The organism is Anaerovibrio slackiae (genome assembly GCF_009695585.1).
Lineage (GTDB): Bacteria > Bacillota > Negativicutes > Selenomonadales > Selenomonadaceae > Anaerovibrio > Anaerovibrio slackiae.
The window spans coordinates 91,894-110,915 of the sequence record NZ_VUNR01000002.1; the positions used below are offsets into that span (position 1 = coordinate 91,894).

18 protein-coding genes are annotated in these 19,022 nt (G+C 50.2%); 3 read left to right on the forward strand and 15 right to left on the reverse strand.

Translation table 11 applies throughout. From position 1 onward, the window contains the following. Positions 1–12: 12 nt before the first annotated feature. The 11 genes from trpC to gatC form a co-directional block, all read right to left on the reverse strand. A complete protein-coding gene (gene trpC / locus FYJ84_RS01380; protein WP_154405394.1) occupies positions 13–789 on the reverse strand; it encodes an indole-3-glycerol phosphate synthase TrpC in 777 nt (258 codons plus the stop codon). Positions 790–828: 39 nt separating this feature from the next. Then, positions 829–1,458, reverse strand: a complete 630-nt coding sequence (locus FYJ84_RS01385) for a phosphoribosylanthranilate isomerase (protein ID WP_154405571.1) — start codon at positions 1,456–1,458, stop codon at positions 829–831. A 30-nt stretch (positions 1,459–1,488) separates the two neighbouring features. After that, positions 1,489–2,508, reverse strand: a complete 1,020-nt coding sequence (gene trpD, locus FYJ84_RS01390; RefSeq protein WP_154405396.1) for an anthranilate phosphoribosyltransferase — start codon at positions 2,506–2,508, stop codon at positions 1,489–1,491. 706 nt (positions 2,509–3,214) lie between these two features. Beyond that, positions 3,215–3,673 carry a cell division protein SepF gene (locus tag FYJ84_RS01395; RefSeq protein ID WP_205764039.1) on the reverse strand — a complete coding sequence of 153 codons (459 nt, stop codon included), beginning with the start codon at positions 3,671–3,673 and terminating at the stop codon, positions 3,215–3,217. Positions 3,674–3,931: 258 nt separating this feature from the next. Then, positions 3,932–5,749, reverse strand: a complete 1,818-nt coding sequence (gene typA, locus FYJ84_RS01400) for a translational GTPase TypA (RefSeq protein ID WP_154405400.1) — start codon at positions 5,747–5,749, stop codon at positions 3,932–3,934. A 213-nt stretch (positions 5,750–5,962) separates the two neighbouring features. After that, entirely contained in the window at positions 5,963–6,913 is a 951-nt protein-coding gene (locus FYJ84_RS01405; protein ID WP_154405402.1) for an Abi family protein, read from the reverse strand. Positions 6,914–7,106: 193 nt separating this feature from the next. After that, the gene (gene ruvX, locus FYJ84_RS01410) at positions 7,107–7,529 is read right to left on the reverse strand and encodes a Holliday junction resolvase RuvX (RefSeq protein ID WP_154405404.1); all 423 of its coding nucleotides are present in this window, start codon (positions 7,527–7,529) and stop codon (positions 7,107–7,109) included. Continuing rightward, a complete protein-coding gene (locus tag FYJ84_RS01415) occupies positions 7,529–7,777 on the reverse strand; it encodes an IreB family regulatory phosphoprotein (protein WP_277007761.1) in 249 nt (82 codons plus the stop codon). The genes ruvX and FYJ84_RS01415 overlap by 1 nt, the downstream gene beginning before the upstream one ends. A 148-nt stretch (positions 7,778–7,925) precedes the next feature. Beyond that, a complete protein-coding gene (gatB, locus tag FYJ84_RS01420) occupies positions 7,926–9,365 on the reverse strand; it encodes an Asp-tRNA(Asn)/Glu-tRNA(Gln) amidotransferase subunit GatB (RefSeq protein ID WP_154405406.1) in 1,440 nt (479 codons plus the stop codon). 2 nt (positions 9,366–9,367) lie between these two features. Beyond that, entirely contained in the window at positions 9,368–10,837 is a 1,470-nt protein-coding gene (gene gatA / locus FYJ84_RS01425; protein WP_328596304.1) for an Asp-tRNA(Asn)/Glu-tRNA(Gln) amidotransferase subunit GatA, read from the reverse strand. Between the two features lie 15 nt (positions 10,838–10,852). Further along, a complete protein-coding gene (gatC, locus tag FYJ84_RS01430) occupies positions 10,853–11,143 on the reverse strand; it encodes an Asp-tRNA(Asn)/Glu-tRNA(Gln) amidotransferase subunit GatC (protein WP_154405408.1) in 291 nt (96 codons plus the stop codon). Between the two features lie 201 nt (positions 11,144–11,344). Here gatC and FYJ84_RS01435 point away from each other — a divergent pair, with 201 nt between their 5' ends. After that, positions 11,345–12,238, forward strand: coding sequence for a DMT family transporter (locus FYJ84_RS01435; RefSeq protein ID WP_154405410.1), 894 nt, complete (start codon positions 11,345–11,347; stop codon positions 12,236–12,238). 8 nt (positions 12,239–12,246) lie between these two features. Here the strand turns inward: FYJ84_RS01435 and recD2 are convergent, their stop codons facing one another. Then, the gene (recD2, locus tag FYJ84_RS01440) at positions 12,247–14,382 is read right to left on the reverse strand and encodes an SF1B family DNA helicase RecD2 (RefSeq protein ID WP_154405412.1); all 2,136 of its coding nucleotides are present in this window, start codon (positions 14,380–14,382) and stop codon (positions 12,247–12,249) included. 282 nt (positions 14,383–14,664) lie between these two features. On the opposite strand from recD2, the gene FYJ84_RS01445 reads away from it, so the two are divergent. Continuing rightward, positions 14,665–15,168, forward strand: a complete 504-nt coding sequence (locus tag FYJ84_RS01445) for an ECF transporter S component (RefSeq protein ID WP_154405414.1) — start codon at positions 14,665–14,667, stop codon at positions 15,166–15,168. An 82-nt stretch (positions 15,169–15,250) separates the two neighbouring features. Further along, a complete protein-coding gene (pdxR, locus tag FYJ84_RS01450) occupies positions 15,251–16,924 on the forward strand; it encodes a MocR-like pyridoxine biosynthesis transcription factor PdxR (RefSeq protein ID WP_154405416.1) in 1,674 nt (557 codons plus the stop codon). A 12-nt stretch (positions 16,925–16,936) separates the two neighbouring features. Here the strand turns inward: pdxR and FYJ84_RS01455 are convergent, their stop codons facing one another. The 3 genes from FYJ84_RS01455 to FYJ84_RS01465 all read right to left on the reverse strand — a co-directional run bounded on the left by FYJ84_RS01455 (position 16,937) and on the right by FYJ84_RS01465 (position 19,007). Beyond that, on the reverse strand, positions 16,937–17,386 hold the full coding sequence (locus FYJ84_RS01455) for a low molecular weight protein-tyrosine-phosphatase (RefSeq protein ID WP_154405418.1): 450 nt from the start codon (positions 17,384–17,386) through the stop codon (positions 16,937–16,939). Between the two features lie 147 nt (positions 17,387–17,533). Further along, positions 17,534–18,736 (reverse strand): tyrosine-type recombinase/integrase, encoded by a 1,203-nt coding sequence (locus FYJ84_RS01460; RefSeq protein ID WP_154405420.1) that lies wholly within the window; start codon positions 18,734–18,736, stop codon positions 17,534–17,536. 70 nt (positions 18,737–18,806) lie between these two features. Beyond that, positions 18,807–19,007: an excisionase gene (locus FYJ84_RS01465; RefSeq protein WP_154405422.1), complete on the reverse strand. Its 201-nt coding sequence runs from the start codon at positions 19,005–19,007 to the stop codon at positions 18,807–18,809. Positions 19,008–19,022: the final 15 nt, after the last annotated feature.

Consider the following 19,022-nt stretch of genomic DNA (forward strand, 5'->3'; position numbering starts at 1 on the left):
CCCGGGCAGGTATCACATTCTCGCGAAGCTCTCCGTCTGCCCGTACACATCAGCTGCCGTGGACAGGCCCTCGCCTACCAGGATGCCATCCAGCCCTGCCTCGTGCAGCTGCCGCGCTTCCTCCACCGTGTGGATGCCGCTTTCACTAATCAAGTTCCTTTTCCTGTCTGCCAGGGGCAGCAGGTCAAGGGTGTTCTGGATAGTCGTCCTGAAATACTTCAGGTTGCGGTTGTTGATGCCGATGAACTGGGCGGGAGTTGCCAGTGCCTTCGCCATGTCATCCTCGTCATGAACCTCCACCAGCGCATCCATCCCCAGGCTCCAGGCCAGATACAGATAATCCTTCAGCTGCTGTGCCGTGAGGATACGGGCTATCAGCAGCACCGCATCCGCTCCCAGCATCCTCGCCTCATAAATCTGGTACTCATCAATGATGAACTCCTTTCTCAGCACCGGGATATCCACCAGCTCCTTGACCATGGTCACATCCTCGTTCCTGCCCAGAAAATGCTCATCCGTATGGACCGAAAGCATCGCGGCACCTGCCTGCTCATAAATCTTCGCCAGCTCCGCCACCGAATGGTGATGCCCGAAATTCCCTTTGGAAGGAGACTGCAGCTTGCACTCAGCTATGAGGTTCCATCTGCTCTGCCGGAAGCGATGGGACATGGCAAAATTGCCTGTATTCTCCTCCGCTCTCCGCTTTACCTCATGCAATGGCAGGGCCTTTTTTGCCGCCGCCACCGTATCCTTTTTCTTTTCCACGATTTCTGCCAAAATATCTCTCATAACTTACCTCTCATAGCTTGCCTGCTCCTGACCTGCTTCTCACAGCTTGCCTGCCTCCTGCAGGAAGCTCCTTATCAGGTGCACATCCTTTTTCCTGTCCTTTTCCATAGAACTGGAAGCATCTATGCCGTAGGGCTGGAACAGCTCCATTGCCTCCCTGACATTGTCCGCCCCTATGCCTCCGGCGATAATATACGGCTTTGTCACCTGGCGTATCTCTTTGGCAGCGGCCTGCCAGGCAAAGCTGATGCCGCTGCCCCCCTCGGCATTTTTGCTGTAGCTGTCTATCAGAACCAAATCTGCCGGGTAATCGTTGGCTCTTTCCGGGGAAAAATCCTCCCCGTAGCGAAATGCCTTGATGATGTTGTAACCGCCTGCCTTCAGCCTTCCGGCGTATGCCTCATTTTCGTGGCCGTGAAGCTGGACAAAATCAAGCCCGCAGTAGTCAGCCAGGCGGCTAACCTCGTCCAGGGGCTGATCCACAAAAACCCCCACCTTGCGGCACTGGGGAACCATCTGGCAGATTTCCCGCACCATCTCAGGCTCTATATAACGCCAGAACCTGCTGTTCATGATAAACCCCAGAAAATCCGCCCCCCTGGCTGCCGCCAGGGCCGCCTGCATATCCCTGATGCCGCAAATCTTCACCTTTACGCTGCTGTCCTTCATCACACAATCACCCTGCACCTCATATACATATTACGCACTCAGCTTCTGAGTTTCCTCAATCAGCTGCTGCAGCTTCTTCAGAGCCGCCCCGGAATCAATCAGCTCATTTGCCAGCCTGATGCCCTCCTCAATGGAAGCAGCCTTATCACCGGCATAAAGGGCGGCACCGGCATTCATCACCACGATATCCCGCTTGCTGCCCTTTTCCTCACCCCGGAGAATTTTCAGGGTAATCTCCGCATTCTCCTGTGGCGTGCCGCCTGCATAATCAGCCAGCGTCCCCGGCTGGAAGCCGTAGTCAGCAGGATTGATTTCATAAGTCCTGATCTGGTCATCCTTGATTTCGCTGACCTTGGTTCTCGTGTTGGTGGAAATCTCATCCATGCCGTCACCGGAAGCAATTACCATGGCATGCTTTACGCCGACCTCCTTCAGCACCCCTGCAATCAGCTCCGTCAGTGCCGCATCATAGATACCCACCATCTGATAGTCAAGGCCTGCCGGATTGATAATCGGGCCCAGCAGGTTGAACACAGTGCGGAAGCCCAGCTCCTTCCTGGTCTTTGCCACATACTTCATGGCCTTGTTGAAGGCCGGTGCAAAGAGGAAGGCAATGCCGATATCATCAATGATTTTTCCTGCTTTCTCTGGTGTCAGGTCATACTTGACGCCCAGCTCACTGAGCACATCGGAGCTGCCGCTGGCGCTGGACACGCCCCTGTTGCCATGCTTGGCAACGGATACACCGCCGGCTGCCAGCACAAAGGCTGCCGTAGTGGAGATATTGAAGGTGTTCTTGGTATCACCGCCGGTGCCGCAGTTGCACATTACCGGCTTCTGATGGGGCACACGAGAGGCATGGGCAATCAGTGTCTTGGCAAACCCTGCAATCTCATCCACAACCTCTCCCTTCATCTTCAGCACGGACAAAAAGCTGGCAATCTGGCTCTCATTGGCCTCGCCGGTCAGGATAATATCCATGGCCCTGCCTGCCTCCTCCTGAGTCAGGTTCTCACCGTTCATAATCTTCGTAATATACTGCTTCAACATAATAACTACTTCCTTTCTTCATTCCGTAAAAAAATAAAAACCATTTCGCTCCATGTACAACACCGTTCCTACGGATTATACATGGGGCGAAATGGTTTCGCTGTGCCACCCAATTTCAACATCATATCCTGAGCCTTAGCTGTATCTGCTGTCACGCACCACCGGCAAGCAGGAGAAAATAAAAACGACACTTCCTCCCTAACGAGACGAAATGTCGTACCACTCGATATGATATCCTCTTGATACGGGAAACTATCAACACTGATGCTTCCGATATCTCAGCCCTGTAACGGGGGCACCCGTTTCAGCCTACTCTCCATCTCCCAACAAGACAGATTTCGGTGAACCCTCATGGGACCATTCACTGAAGGCCTAACACCGGTCATCACACCAACCCGCTTCCGCGGCACCGGCTCGCTGAAGATAAGTAAAATCAGCTACTATTTCCCACTCCATGGTTTAGAATATTCAGTTCTGATACCTTTCATGTCCCAGAAGCCCTGCTCCCTTTGACGATTTGTATGCTACACCTTTTTTTCGAGCTTGTCAACACTTTTTTGCAATTTTTTTCATATCCGCCCCCTATCAGCATAAAAAAAGAGTCGGCGCCCACCGGGCAAACCGACTCCCTGCCTATCAAAAAACAAATACAAAACCAGCAGCAAGCAATAAAGCAAAACAAATAAAGCAACTGCCAAACCAGCTATCAGAGCTGTGCCGGAGCCGGAGCTACGCTCTTTACCTCGCTAATCTCCACTCCATCCGGTACATAAAGCACCATAGTCGCAGTAATGCGGCGCACCTCGCCGTCCTGCACATAGCACACGCCATTCAGGAAATCACAGATACGGCGCTGCTCAGGCATCTCTACACGCTCATAATTCACAATAGCGGAACGCTTAGACTTCAAGGCATCAGCAATCTCGGACACACTGTCAAAATTCTGAGGAGTATAAATCTGGATTTTCATATCCAGGGACTTATTATTGGATACCAGCCTGATATCGCTCTTGCGGGAACCGCCCACACCATAAGCAGGCTTCGGGGCAACCACGCCCAAAGGCTCACCGCCAACAACCTTCTTCTCCTCATTAGCAGCGGCAGTATACACTACCTCAGGGCCGGCAGTCACTGCTGCAGACTCCTCCTCAGCTCCGCTTTCCAAGTAGATCTCTTCCTCCACGGGTGCAAAAAAATTGCTCAGCTTTTTGATAATTTCCACGTTATCCGCCTCCAACAATAAATCCAAACAAATACGATATATCCCTTGCTATCGTGTTCTTGCACCTACAGAAAAACGCCACATATTGTTTTACTCCATCAAGTGCTAAACTTCATCTTCATCAATCTATAATTCTGCGATTATTATACACTATTGTTTCATAAATATCAATGGATACTTTAGACCTAATTCAAAACTGCCTTACTTCCTGGCATTTTTGCTGGCACGACCGCGAACAGTCTTGTCCAAAATCGCCTTGCGCAAACGGATGCTCTCCGGGGTAATCTCCACCAGCTCATCCTGATTGATGTACTCAATAGCCTGCTCAAGGCTTAAAATACGCGGTGGCACAAGGCGAATTGCCTCATCAGAAGCAGAAGTACGCATATTGGAAACATGCTTTGCCTTGCAAGGATTGATATCGATATCCATCTCACGGGAATTCTCGCCCACAATCATGCCTTCGTAAACCGCCTGGCCCGGAGAGATAAACATAGTACCACGGTCCTGCAAGGAGAAGATACCATAGCCGGTGGTCTCACCCTGCTCAAAGGCTACCAGGGAGCCCCGTACACGGCCCGGAATATCCCCCTTGTATGGCACATAGCCTGCAAATACATGGTTCATGATGCCGTTACCCTTGGTATTGGTCAAGAGCTCGGAGCGGAAACCAATCAGGCCCCGGGCAGGAATCAGGAACTCCATGCGCATGTAGCCAGCCACCTCGGTCATGTTGGAAAGCTCCGCCTTGCGGGTGCCCAGGGACTCCATAACGGTGCCCATGAACTCCTGTGGCACCTCAATGGTCAGATTCTCCATCGGCTCGCACTTCTGGCCGTTGATGGTCTTGTACACAACCTCAGGCTTGCCCACCTGCAGCTCGTAGCCCTCACGGCGCATAGTCTCAATCAAAATGGACAGATGCAGCTCGCCACGGCCGGAAACCTTGAATACATCGGCACTCTCAGTCTCCTCTACCCGCAGGGCAACATTGGTCTCAACCTCCTTAAAGAGGCGGTCACGGAGATGACGGGAGGTAACGAACTGTCCCTCACGGCCGGCAAAAGGGCTAGTGTTGACACCAAAGGTCATGGACAGGGTAGGCTCATCAATATTGATAGTAGGCAATGCCTCAGGATTCTCCGCATCTGCTACCGTATAGCCGATGCTTACATTGCCCAGGCCGGTCAGGCACACGATTTCACCCATGGAAGCCTCCGGCACCTCTACACGGCTCAAGCCCTGATAGGTATACACCTTGCCTACCTTGGCCTTGGTCTGGCTATCGCCATCCATCAGCACCACAGCCTGATTAGGCTTTACCTTGCCACGGATGATGCGTCCCACAGCCACCTTGCCGATGTACTCATCAGCCTCAAGAGTAGTAACCATCATCTGCAAAGGCCCCTCAGCATCCCCCTTCGGTGCAGGGATTTCCTTAACGATAGTCTCCATCAGAGGCTTCAGATCAGCATTATCGTCCTCCATGCTGTACTTGGCGATACCATCACGGGCAGTAGCGTAGATGCAAGGGAAATCCAGCTGCTCATCATCTGCATCCAGCTCCATAAAGAGCTCCAGCACCTCATCATACACATCGTCCACACGCTGGTCAGGGCGGTCAATCTTGTTGATGACCACGATTGGCTTCAGGCCCTGCTCCAGTGCCTTCCTGAGCACATACTTGGTCTGAGGCATCGGACCCTCAAAGGCATCAACCAGCAGCACAACGCCATCAACCATGTTCAGTACGCGCTCTACCTCGCCGCCGAAGTCAGCATGGCCCGGGGTATCAACGATGTTGATCTTGATGCCATCGTACATAATAGCAGTATTCTTGGAAAGAATTGTAATGCCTCGTTCACGCTCCAAATCACCGGAGTCCATAACGCGCTCAGCAACCTGCTCGTTGGAGCGGAAAATATGGCTCTGCTGCAGCATGGCATCCACCAGGGTAGTCTTGCCGTGGTCAACGTGAGCAATAATAGCAATATTCCTCAAATTCTCATTTGTACTCATAGGTTTTCAATTCCTCCCATTAATGCAAACAAAAGGGGAGTCACCTGCTCCCCACTTTAAACTCATTCCAAAATAACATATAAATAATATCCTAGACGCTCCCAAAAGTCAATCTTTTTTTGACCAACATCTCATCAAAATTTACCCAGCAGCAAAAGATTGCCAACATCCCTTCTATATTCCTTCACAAATCCCCCTATTTTCATTACACCATCAGACATCATCTGTCTCCATGCCGGCTAAATTTTTGCTTCTGTAATAACTGACAACCTTATTCATGAAATCAAAGGCCGTCCTGACTATATCATTATTGGCAAAATAGTCAATGTGCCTGGAAAAACGATTGTTCACCACTAAATACAAAAGCTCCAGCTGCTTGATTTTTTCCTGCTTGCTAGTAACGATTTTATCAAATACTTCCATAGCAGTAACAAAATCATACAAAAACGGCACAGACAACTTAGTGCTGCGCATGGAAACACCAATCCCCGGAATCTCACTGACTATCCGGCATATTTCCTCCGATTTTTCCATCTGACCATCGTCCACTGCCCGCAAATCATGCAACAGGCAGTTGTTGTGAGCAATACTATTTCTTATATTGCGCACGGAATAAAAATAATTTGGATTGACATGCTTCTGATCATATTTACTGTAATAAAAATCGTACAATACAATCAGATTGGTAAAAGTCAGCACCTCTATGATATTCCACACTGCAAAATTATCCTTGTACTTCTTTATCAAACCAGCGGTATACGGTGCCTTCTGCCGTTCAATCTCCCTTGCCAGCCATGGCTGCTTTTTAAACAGCTCCGTCACAATGCTATAGCCATCCTCACGCTTGTTTTTCTGCAGGGAAGACAGAAGATTGATTTTGGCAAAATGCTCCACATCCATCACAATAGGAAACATAACACGCCTCAGATAAACATCCAGCAAGGACAGCTCCTTGAGATAGGCAAAATCCAGATCAATATACTCTCCCATCCGGTCACCTTTGCGATATTTGTCATAATTATTGGCATAAAACTTCAATCGAAAATAATAAGTATGATTCGCCAAAAACTCCTTGGCTTTTTTCTCATCAATCATCTCAAAGGTAATTCCCTTTGACTTCATCTGCTGAATCTGTCCATCAATGTTAAACTTTTCCCTTGGCATACATTCACATCCTATCTCGCAGAAACTTGACGCACGATAACATTAGTCAGGCAGGTAAACACGACTAACCCTGCCTCTAGCAATTCCTTTCAAGAACAATTCTACCTTAAACAAAAGTTTTCTGCAATGCAAAAATAACTCCCTGCCAGAAAGCTCCGGCAGGGAGTCACGCCCATAGGTAAATTTTATTTTCTTACAGCTGGGGATGGCTGTCCAGCCACCCCTGCAGGATGAAGACCGCAGCCATCTTGTCCACGACCTTCTTCCGCTTCTTGCGGCTCACATCCGCCTCCAGCAGGGAACGGGTTGCCGCCACCGTGGAAAGCCGTTCATCCTGAAAGACGATTTCCGCCTCAGGCACCGCCTTGCGGATTTCCTCGCAGAACTCCCTCACGAACTCACAGCGAGGCCCCTCGGTGCCGTTCATGTTCCGGGGATAGCCGGAAACCAGCAGATTTGTCTCATACTGCGCCATCAGCTCCTGCAGCCGCGCCAAATCAGCCTCCAGCGTAGTGCGGCGGATAGTCTCCACCCCCTGCGCCGTCATGCCCAGAAGGTCGCTGACTGCCACGCCGATGGTCCTGTCACCAATATCAAGTCCCAATGCTCTTTTCATCAGTGCTTCTCCAGATAGGAGCGGATAAGCTCCTCAAGAATCTCATCACGCTCAAGGCTGCGGATTTTCTTTCTCGCATCCTCAAAGCTGGTGACATAGGTAGGATCTCCGCTCAGGAGATAGCCTACCAGCTGATTTATAGGGTTATACCCCTTCTTCTCCATGGAGGAACAGGTACTGCGAATGATGCTCTCAGCCCGGTTTTCCTCAGCTCCAAAACGGAACATCATAGTTTCTTCACTAACCACAACAATCCCACCTTTCAAATCCAAAGCATGCCACTAAAAGTACGCTACTCTATCATGCTAACACAAAACGCTGAAAAATAAAAGCAAATTGCTGATGTATACAACAAAATAATATAGCTTCCCGGCTCACCAGCTGCCACAATGCAAATCAGCCCAGCTTCTGAGTCAGGAGCTCGTTGACCATCTGAGGATTTGCCTTGCCCTTGGACTGCTTCATAACCTGCCCAACCAAGGAGCCGATAGCCTTCTTCTTGCCGCCCTTGTATTCCTCCACGGCCTTCGGGTTGTCAGCAATAACCTTGTCCACGATTGCCTCTATAGCCTTGGTGTCGGTAATCTGTACCAGCCCCTTGTCCTTGACAATCTTCTCCGGGCTATCCGGGCTTTTCCACATTTCCTCGAAGACCTTCTTGGCAATCTTGGAGGAAATGGTTCCCTTGCTGATGAGGCAAATCATCTCGCCCAGGCGCTTGGCATCCACAGGGGAAGCCTCGATGCCGATGCCCTCTGCATTCAGGTTCTTGGACAAATCACCCATAATCCAGTTGGCAGCCAGCTTGGCATCCGCCCCGGCAGCCACTACATCATCAAAATACTCTGCCATCTGGCGGGAGCTGGTGATGATGCCTGCATCGTAGCTGGACAGTCCATACTCGCTCTCCAGACGTGCCTGACGGGCATCCGGCAGCTCCGGCAGGGATTTCCTGTATGCCTCAATCTCCTCATCAGAGGTAATGATAGGCACCAGGTCAGGCTCCGGCATGTAGCGGTAGTCGTGAGCGTTTTCCTTGCTGCGCATAGACAGGGTAACGCCCCGGTCAGGGTCCCAGGTACGGGTTTCCTGAATGACATGGCCGCCATCCTCCAGCACTTCCTCCTGACGCTCAATCTCGTATTCCAGAGCTTCCTCCACAGCCTTGAAGGAATTGATGTTCTTCATCTCAGTACGGGTGCCCAGCACATCGGAGCCTTTCGGGCGGATGGAAACATTCAGGTCGGCACGGAGATTGCCCTCCTCCATCTTGCAGTTGGAAACATCAATGTACTGCAGAATGGACTTAACCTTTTCCATGTAGAGACGGGCTTCCTCCGGAGTAGACATATCCGGCTCGGAAACAATCTCAATCAAAGGGACGCCGGTACGGTTGTAATCCACGTTGGAAGTCTCGGAATCCTTGATGGTATTGCCGGAATGTACCAGCTTGCCAGCATCCTCCTCCATGTGAATACGGGTGATGCGGATGCGCTTCTTGCCCTTGGAAGTCTCAATATCCACATAGCCATGCTCGCAGATTGGCAAATCATACTGGGATGTCTGCCAGTTCTTCGGCAGGTCAGGATAATAATAATTCTTGCGGTCAAACTTGGAGAAATTGTTAATCTTGCAGTTCAGGGCAAGACCTGCCTTGATGGCAAACTCCAGCACCCTTTTATTCAGCACAGGCAGCACTCCCGGCAGACCCAGGCATACAGGGCAGACATGGGTGTTATGCTCCGCACCGAAGGAGGTTGCACAGCCGCAGAAAATCTTGGTATTGGTCTTTAACTCACTGTGTATTTCCAGTCCGATGACTGCTTCGTAGCTCATGCTTATTTACCTCCCAACTGCGCCCTGTCCTGATAGTAGGACTGGCTCTGCTCATAAGTATAGGCAACGCGGATCAGGGTTTCCTCATCCAGTGCCTTGCCGATAATCTGCATGCCGATTGGCATCTTGTCCTTGTTGTAGCCGCAAGGAACAGAAATGCCAGGCAAACCGGCAAGATTCAGCGGCACGGTGCAGGCATCCTGCAAATACATCTCCAGCGGATTGTCAATCTTTTCGCCAATCTTATAAGCAACGGACGGAGCCGCAGGGCAGATAATAACATCAACTTCCTTAAAGGCCTTGTCGTAGTCCTCCTTCACCAGGCGGCGCACCTTCAATGCCTTCAGGTAATAAGCATCATAATAACCTGCACTCAGGGCATAGTTGCCAATCATGATGCGGCGCTTTACTTCCTCGCCAAGATACTGGCTCCTGGTCTTGGTCATCATCTCCACCAGGTCAGCTGCATCCTCCGCACGCTCGCCATAGCTTACGCCATCATAGCGGGCCAGGTTGGTAGCCGCCTCAGCAGGGGCAATCAGGTAATAGGTAGAAATAGCATAATCCGTGTTTGGCAGGGAAATCTCCACAACCTCGGCACCGAGAGCCTCCAGCTGCTTGACGGCAGCCTTGACAGCACCCTCAACCTCAGGGTCCATGCCCTTGACGAAATATTCCTTCGGCAGGCCGATTTTCAGGCCCTTCACATCCTGCACCAAAGACTTGGTATAATCAGGCACCACGCTGTCAATGCTGGTGGAGTCCATCTCGTCACGGCCGGCAATAATATTCAGGATGTTGGCACAGTCAGTTACATCCTTGGTAATAGGCCCGATCTGGTCAAGGGAGGAAGCATAAGCCACCAAACCATAGCGGGAAACGCGGCCATAGGTAGGCTTCATGCCCACAACGCCGCAGAAGGAAGCCGGCTGACGGATAGAGCCGCCGGTATCAGAGCCCAGAGCCCACACAGCAGTACCGGCAGCCACGGCAGCAGCACTGCCACCGGAGGAACCGCCAGGCACGCAGTCCGTATTCCACGGATTGTGAGTCGGATGAAAAGCGGAATTCTCAGTAGAACCGCCCATGGCAAACTCGTCCAGGTTGGTCTTGCCCAGCACAACAGGATTCTGGGCAGCCAGCTTCTGCACAACGGTAGCATCATAAGGCGGCACGAACTTCTGCAAAATCCTGGAAGCGCAGGTAGTCTTTACTCCCTTGGTGCAGATATTGTCCTTGATTGCTCCCGGAATGCCCTCCAGGAAAGCGATCTCCTCACCCCTGGCGATTTTCTCATCCACGGCCTTTGCCTGGGCAAGGGCCTCATCACGGGTAACAGTCAGGTATGCCTGCACATCACCCTCTACCTCATCAATACGGGCCAGCACAGCCTGGGTAAGCTCCAGAGAGGTTATTTCTTTATTTACCAGCATGTCATGGAGGACATGGGCAGGTTGTTCAAACAATTTCACAGTCAAGCCTCCTAATCAATCTTCCAAAACCTTTGGCACACGGAAATAGCCATCATCCTTCAAAGGAGCGTTGGACAAAGCCAGCTCTCGGTCCAGGGACTCCTTCACCACATCCTCCCGGAACACGTTGCTGACCGGCAGCACGTGAGCGATAGGCTGAATATCATCAGTAGGAACAGCACTGAGATTGTCAACATACTCAAGAAAATCATTGAGCTGCTGGGTGTACTGTTCTTCCTTGTCAGCAGGAATTGCCAGACGGGACAAAACTGCTACGTTTTCCATATCCTTCTTGGTAACTTTCATTTTCTCACCATCCAAATTTGAATCTGATTACAAAAACACCATAATATTATACACCATATGCAATATTTTTTCTACCCAAATCTCTAATCTATCCACTCCAGCCACATCCCCGGCATTTCAGCGGAAAAAAATTTATCAGAAAAACATTTTTCTGATATACTATGTACTGTATTATTTTAGCAATAACGAGGTGCAGTATCCATGAATATTTCATCAAGAACCAAAGGCGTGCTGATGGCTGTCATCGGCTCCATTTTCTGGGGCGGTTCAGGGGTAGCCGCCCAGTTTATCCTGCAGGAAAAAGGCATGACTGCGGATTACCTGACGGCTGTCCGCACCATTGTGGCAGGCATCCTGCTGCTGTCCATCGATGCCTTCATCAACAAAAACAACATCTTCGCCATCTGGAAGGACAAGGAAAGCCGCCACCGGCTGCTGGCCTTCGGCGTGCTGGGCATGATGTCCGTGCAGTACACCTACTTCGTTGCCATCGAATGCAGCAACGCCCCTACTGCCACCATCATCCAATACCTGATGCCTATCCTCATCCTGGCATGGTTTTCCATCACGGAGAGGAAGCTGCCCGGCCTGTCCCAGGTCATCTGCGCCATCATGGCGATTTTCGGCACGGCGCTGCTGGTTACCCACGGCAGCCTGACGGCCCTGGCCATCTCGGACAGGGCACTTTTCTGGGGCATCCTCAGTGCCTTTGCCGCCGCCTTTTACACAGTGCAGCCCCGCTGGCTGCTCATGCGCTGGCCTTCCCCCCAGGTCATCGGCTGGGCCATGCTCATAGGCGGTGCCGCCATCTCCCTTATCTATCCGCCCCTGTCATACCCAGGCATAGTGGATATACCTGCCCTCCTGAGCCTTGCCTACATCTGCGTGCTGGGCACTGCCGCCTCCTTCTGGCTGTATGTAACCAGCACCAAGTACATCCTGGCCCAGGAAGCCAGCATCCTCAACGCCACAGAGCCCCTGGCATCCATCGTCTTCTCCATCATCCTGCTGGATGTCATGTTTGAGCTGCCGGAAATCATCGGCTCCCTGCTGATAATCATGCCGATTATCTACATTACGCTGAAACGGAAATAAGCCGCCACTTAGTCACGGCTTAATCTTTCCTTTAGCTTTGTATTGCGCTGGCTGACAGTGACATTGTGCACTGCATAGGCCAGCGCTTTTTTGCTGCCAATAAGCACCAGCACCTTTTTTGCCCTGGTAATCCCCGTATAAAGCAGGTTTCGCTGCAACATGACAAAATGCGTCATCAATATAGGCATCACCACAATGGGATACTCGCTGCCCTGGGCCTTGTGGATAGTGGTGGCATAGGCGTGCACCAGCTCATCCAGCTCGGACACATCGTATTCTATCACCCTGCCGTCAAACATGACCTGCAAGGTGCGCTCCTGCAAATCAACTGCTGTAATCCTGCCAATATCCCCGTTAAAAACTTCCTTGTCGTAGTTGTTCTTAACCTGCATAACCTTGTCATAGAGCCTGAAGATGAAGCCGCCCCGCCTGAGCCCCTCCCCTTCCGGGTTGAGGGCAGCCTGCAAGGTCTGGTTCAGGTTGGTTCCCCCCAGGACGCCCCGCTGCATGGGCGTCAGCACCTGCACCTCCGAGGGCTTCACCCCATAATACCTGGGCAGCTTGCTGCTGACCAGTGCCACAATCTCCTGCACTGCCGCCTCCGGCTCCTCGCTGTTGATAAAGAAAAAATCCGTATTCCTGCCATTGGAAATATCAGGAAACTCACCTTGGTTTATCCTGTGGGCATTGGTAATAATCCTGCTCTGCTGTGCCTGGCGGAAAATCCTGGTCAGGCGTATCACAGGAAACCTGCCGCTATCAATAATATCACGCAGCACATTGCCTGCCCCTACGGAAGGCAGCTGGTCTATATCACCTACCAGCACCAGCCGCATATTGCGCGGCAGGGCTTTCAGCAGGGAGTTCATCAGAATGATATCTATCATGGAGCACTCGTCCACAATCAGCACATCACCCTCTAACGGATTGTCCTCGTTGCGCTGATAGCCATCCGGGGGCTTGCATTCCAGCAGGCGGTGTATGGTCTTGGCAGGAAGCCCGGTAGCCTCCGACATGCGCTTTGCCGCCCTGCCTGTAGGGGCAGCCAGCAAAATCCGCAGGCCCATCTGGCCATAGGCGGCAATTATCCCCTGCACGGTGGTTGTCTTGCCTGTGCCTGGGCCGCCCGTCAGCACCATCACCTTTGACCTGGCCGCCTCCTGCACAGCCTGTGCCTGAACCTCATCATACTGGATGCCCAGCTTCTTTTCCAGTGCCTCCACATCCACCTGAGGTTCCGGGCGGAGGCTGTCAAAGCCTGATACATCTTCCGACAGCTGTATCAGCTTGTGAGCCGTGCCCTTTTCTGCATAGTTAAAGGCAGGCAGGAAAATGGCATCCTCCTCAAGAATCAATTCCTCTGCCTGCAGCATGTTGTCCAAGGTCATCTGCACATTGGCAATATCCGCCTCCAGAAGCTCCACCGCCTTGTCTGCCAGCTGGTCTCTCTCCGCGTATACATGCCCCTCGTCAGCAAGAGCGGACAGGGTGTACAGGATGCCGCTTCTGAGCCGCACGAAGCTATCCTTGCCAAAGCCCAGCTTTGCCGCAATAGTATCTGCCGTCCGAAAGCCGATGCCCCAGATATCATCCGCCAGCCGGAAAGGGTTTTCCTTCACCTTGTCAATGGCAGCATTGCCGTACTCCTTGTAAATCTTTGCCGCATAGGCGGTGCTGACGCCATTGGACTGCAAAAACAGCATGATATTCTTGACTTCCTTCTGCTTCTGCCAGCTTTCCTTGATCATGCTGATCCGCTTGCTGCCAATGCCCTCCACCTGCCGCAGCCTGTCAATATCGTCCTCGATGACGGCGATGGTCTCCGTGCCAAACATCCGCACAATGCGCTGGGCAAACTTGGGACCCACTCCCTTAATCAGCCCGCTACCCAGGTATTTTTCAATGCCATACACCGTGGCAGGCATGGTTTCCTCCCAGCTTTCCGCCATGAACTGCCGCCCATACCTGCTGTCCACCTTCCAGCTGCCCTCCACCAGTAGCACGGAGCCCACATTGGCATCCAGCAGATTGCCCACTACTGCCACCAGCTCTGTATAATCCTTTACCCTTGCCTTCAAAACCGTGTAGCCGGTTTCCGGGCTCTGAAATGTAATTCTCTCCACCACGCACCGAAGCTTTGCCATAATGCCACCCTGCCCAAGTTTTATTTTCTGATTTGTCTGATACACATTATCTATGTTAATCTACTTTAATTATAACCGCAATCATATCCATTATATTACTTGAAAAAGATGCCGTAAAGCCCCTCGCCTTTAGCTGCATGGATTCCATCTTTTCATCTGGCTATAAATCTGATAATATATTATTGTCTCAAATTGGCTATTTTTATATAATCAATCTGATATTATACTATACAGCATATTCGTCATATTATTATTATCTTTTATTGTCAGGAGTGTGTTACCATGAAATTCACTGTGAAAGAAATCTGCCTTACCGCCCTTTTTACCGCCCTGGTCTTCGTCATGACCTTTGTGCCAAAAATCCCGATTCCCCTCGGCTATGCCCACCTGGGAAACGCTGCCGTGTTCCTCGGGGTTATCCTCATTGGCAGGCGTAACGGTGCCATTGCCGGTTCCATCGGCTCCGGGCTGGCTGATCTTATCGGCGGCTTTGCCATCTGGATTATCCCTACCCTGATTATCAAATACGTTATGGCCATGATTTTCGCCTATGCAGGTGGACAGGCACAGCCGGGCAATTTCTCCATCAACCGCCAGAGCATCATCGGGCTGGTGCTGGCATGCCTGTGGATGACTGTTTCCTATACAATTGCCGGAGCCGTCCTCTACGGCAGCCTTGAGGCAGGGCTTGCTTCCACCCCGGGACTTGCCATGGAGGGCGTCATGAACGCAGTGGTATTCCTGATACTGGCAAAGCCTTTGCAGAAAATCAAGCTTTTAAAGTAAATTGGGATTTGAGCATTTTTGATTCCATATATTCCACATTTTGCATTTTTTATATTTTGGATTTGGATAGGGAGATATAGCCATGCTGACTTTGGAACTGCACAAAAACAAAAGCACCCCTCTTTATATGCAGATTTACAGCTACATAAAAAGCGAGGTGCTGGCACGCCGCCTGAAGGCCGGGACCAAACTACCCTCCAAACGGGCATTGGCAGCCCAGCTGGGCATAAGCACCATCACCATTGAAGGCGCCTATGGTCAGCTGATGGCGGAAGGATATATCTATGCGAAGGCAAAATCCGGCTACTATATCTCCCCTTTGGAAAGCATTCAGCAGGCAGATGATAGTGCCGCAGATTTTTTCCAGCACAATACACTGGGGGATGCCCAGCTTTTTAGCGGCCCGGAAAAAATCAGCTACGAATCGGGATACACCGACAATATGCCTGGCGCATCTGGCACCGTTAATATGGCAGGTTTATCCAATAGCCCCAGCACATCAGGCATATTTGTGCCATCCAGCCTGCAAAGCACAAATACCGCGTTATCCCACGCATCATCCGAAATATCATCAAGGCCATCAATAACCTCAACATCAATGCCCTCATCATCAACAATATCATCTAAGGGCAGAATGAGCCATGAGCGCACTGCCCAGACTTCATGTGCAACAATTGACCTTTCCTCCAACAACATCCTGCCGGAAAGCTTCCCTTTCAGCATCTGGACAAAGCTGATGCGCCATACTATGTCAGAAAACCAGGCACTGCTGCTAACCAAATCCCCCACAGCAGGCATCTACAGCCTGCGCTGTGCTATAGCCGAGCACCTATTGCGATTTCGCGGCATGCATATCCAGCCGGAGCAGATTATTATCGGTGCCGGTACAGAGTATCTCTACGAACTGATTATCAAGCTTATCGGCAGGGACAAAATCTACTGCGTGGAAGACCCTGGCTACCACAAGCTGCAAAGAATATACACGGACAACGGGGCATGCTGCTTTTCCCTGCCTATTGACCAGCAGGGCATGTCAGTTACCGCCCTGAACGCCGTCCGCTGCGATGTTATCCACATCAGCCCTTCCCACCACTTCCCTACGGGGATTATCACCCCGGTCAGCCGCCGCTACGAGCTTTTGGGCTGGGCAACTTCCGGCCAGCGATACATTATTGAAGATGACTACGACACGGAATTTAGGCTGGTAGGAAAGCCTATCCCTTCCCTGTTCAGCATGGATATGAGCAGCAAGGTAATCTACATGAATACCTTTTCCAAAAGCCTCACATCCACCATCCGCATCAGCTATATGGTGCTGCCTATGCCGCTCATGGAGGAGTTCAACCGCCGCCTGGGCTATCTCAGCTGCACCGTCTCCACCTTCGAGCAGTACACCCTGGCTGAGTTTATCAATCAGGGCTACTTCGAGCGACACATCAACCGCATGAGAAACAACTACAAAAAGCTGCGCCAGCTGCTCCTGAAGGAGCTCCTCACCCATCCTGAACATGATAAAATCCAAATCCTGCAACAGGCATCAGGGCTCTACTTCCTGCTCAAAATCAACACCACCCTATCCGACAGGGACCTGCGCTCCCGGCTGCAGCAAAACGGCGTCCACCTGCAATCCCTGCAGCACTACTACCAGAACCGCCAGGCAGCACCGGAGCACACCTTTGTGGTCAACTACTCATCCCTGACGGAAAAGGACATCCCCAGGGCAGTAGCTGCCCTCTTTGAAAGCCTGACCATATAAATAGCATGCATATCAGCCATTCTTCAAAATCCCTTGGCACCCCCGCAGTACATCCACATAAGTTGCCTCAAAATCTCCCGTGTACCACGGGTCAGCCACCTCGCCTTCCGGCTCCCCGGCATAGGATAGCAGCAGCCGCACCTTGCCCAAGGTATCATCACCAATAATCCGCCTGATGCCCCAGAGGTTTTCCCTGTCCATAGCCACTATCAGGTCATAATACTGATAGTCCTGCATTGTCATCTGAACAGCCCGCCTCTTTGCAAAAGGCACCCCCTTCTCCCGAAGCTTCTCCTTGGTGCCGTAGTGGGTATCATGCCCGATTTCCTCCCTGCTGGTAGCAGCCGAGGCAATCTCAAACTCATCTTCCCACCCTGCCTGCTTCACCAGATGTTTCATAACAAACTCAGCCATTGTTGACCTGCATATATTGCCGTGGCAAATAAAAAGCACTTTCTTCATTTCCTCTAACCCCTCATAAACCCTTGATATACAAGACTTCTCAGCATTTTCTCATTTTTAATTAATCGGCATAAAACTGCATAAATTCGCATATCTTTGATGGCAAAAGTTGTAAAAAAGTTGTAAAAACGGCGCAAAAATCACGAATTACAACTTTAATCCATTCACTTTTTTTAGTTCCTTCTCAGCCATCTCAAAGCTGGTATGAGTATAAGTATTAAGTGTGACACTTATATCAGAGTGCCCCATCAAATATTGTAACGTTTTGGGATTCATACCAGAATGCGCCATATTACTGCAATAAGTATGTCTGCACACATGAGGCGTAATCTTAGGCAGCTGCACCTTGTAGATTGAATTATATTTCTGACAAATATGCTTAAAGTAGTGCTCCCAATGCAACGCTACCATGGGCATACCATTCTTGTCCAAAAATAAAAAGCCAACCTTGCCACCAATCATCGGCTCAACATCTGGTGCCTTACGATTTGCAATAATGCGCTTAAAAGCAGCACTTACATCGCTGGTGATAGGAATAACCCTGTTACCAGCTTCAGTCTTAGTAGCTTCTATGACATATTCCATGTTCCTCTTGCGCTGAAGCTGATGATCCACTGTTATTTTATTATCCTTGAGATTTACATCATTGAGTGTCAAACCAACAAACTCAGATATTCTCAGCCCTGTATGAAACAGAATATAAATAGCATCATAATATCTTGAAAAGTGTTTGTCATTAGCAATAAACTCCAAAAACTTTCGCTGCTCATTACGAGAAAGAGCTTTTCTTCTGACGCTGTCATTCACAACCACTGTGACCAGCTCAAAATTAAAAGGATTTTTTACTAATAAATCGTCTGCAACAGCCATTTCAAAAGCAGGTCTGACTACACCCCTGATGCTATGAATAGAACTATAGCCTCGCCCATCTTGCTTTTGCATCTTGATAAGCCAACGCTTAGCATCAGATTGCTTAACCTTGCCTATCAGCATACGCCCAAAGGCTTCCTTCTTCAAAATATTAATCACAAAATTATAGTTAGCCTGAGTATTATGACGTACACCCACCTTTTGTTGAAGATAAAGCTCCACTAATTCCAATACTGTAGTTCTACTGTCATATCCGACAATACCATTTTCAATATCGTGGACGATTTGCTTTTCAAGTTCTCGTAAAGAATACTCAGAATCTTTCCCAGCCGGAGGAATATCATAAGGCTCAAGCTTCCAACTGTATACGAAATGCACCTCTCCCTTCACATTCTGATACTTAAAGAAATACCTGCCATCCGGTCTTTGTCCCTCGCCTTTGCGAAGAACTCTTTTCTTTTTATCTCTCCTCGTTGCCATTTTAACCGCTCCTCCATACAAGAAGAGCCTCCGCATACCTTTATTGTAGCACGCGGAGGCAAAAAAATCATCAAACCGCTAACGTTTTGTCCAGAAATTTTTCCATTTTTTCGCGTTTCACAAGCCGCTTAGTGCCAGCCATTAATAGAATATCTGCTCCTTCTTGCGAATTCAACAGATGAACCAAACGTTTGATGCCAATATTAAAATATGACGCTGCCTCGTTAATTGTCAGGCAATACTTATTTTCTGGGGAAATTGTAACCTTCATATCTCCACCTCAATA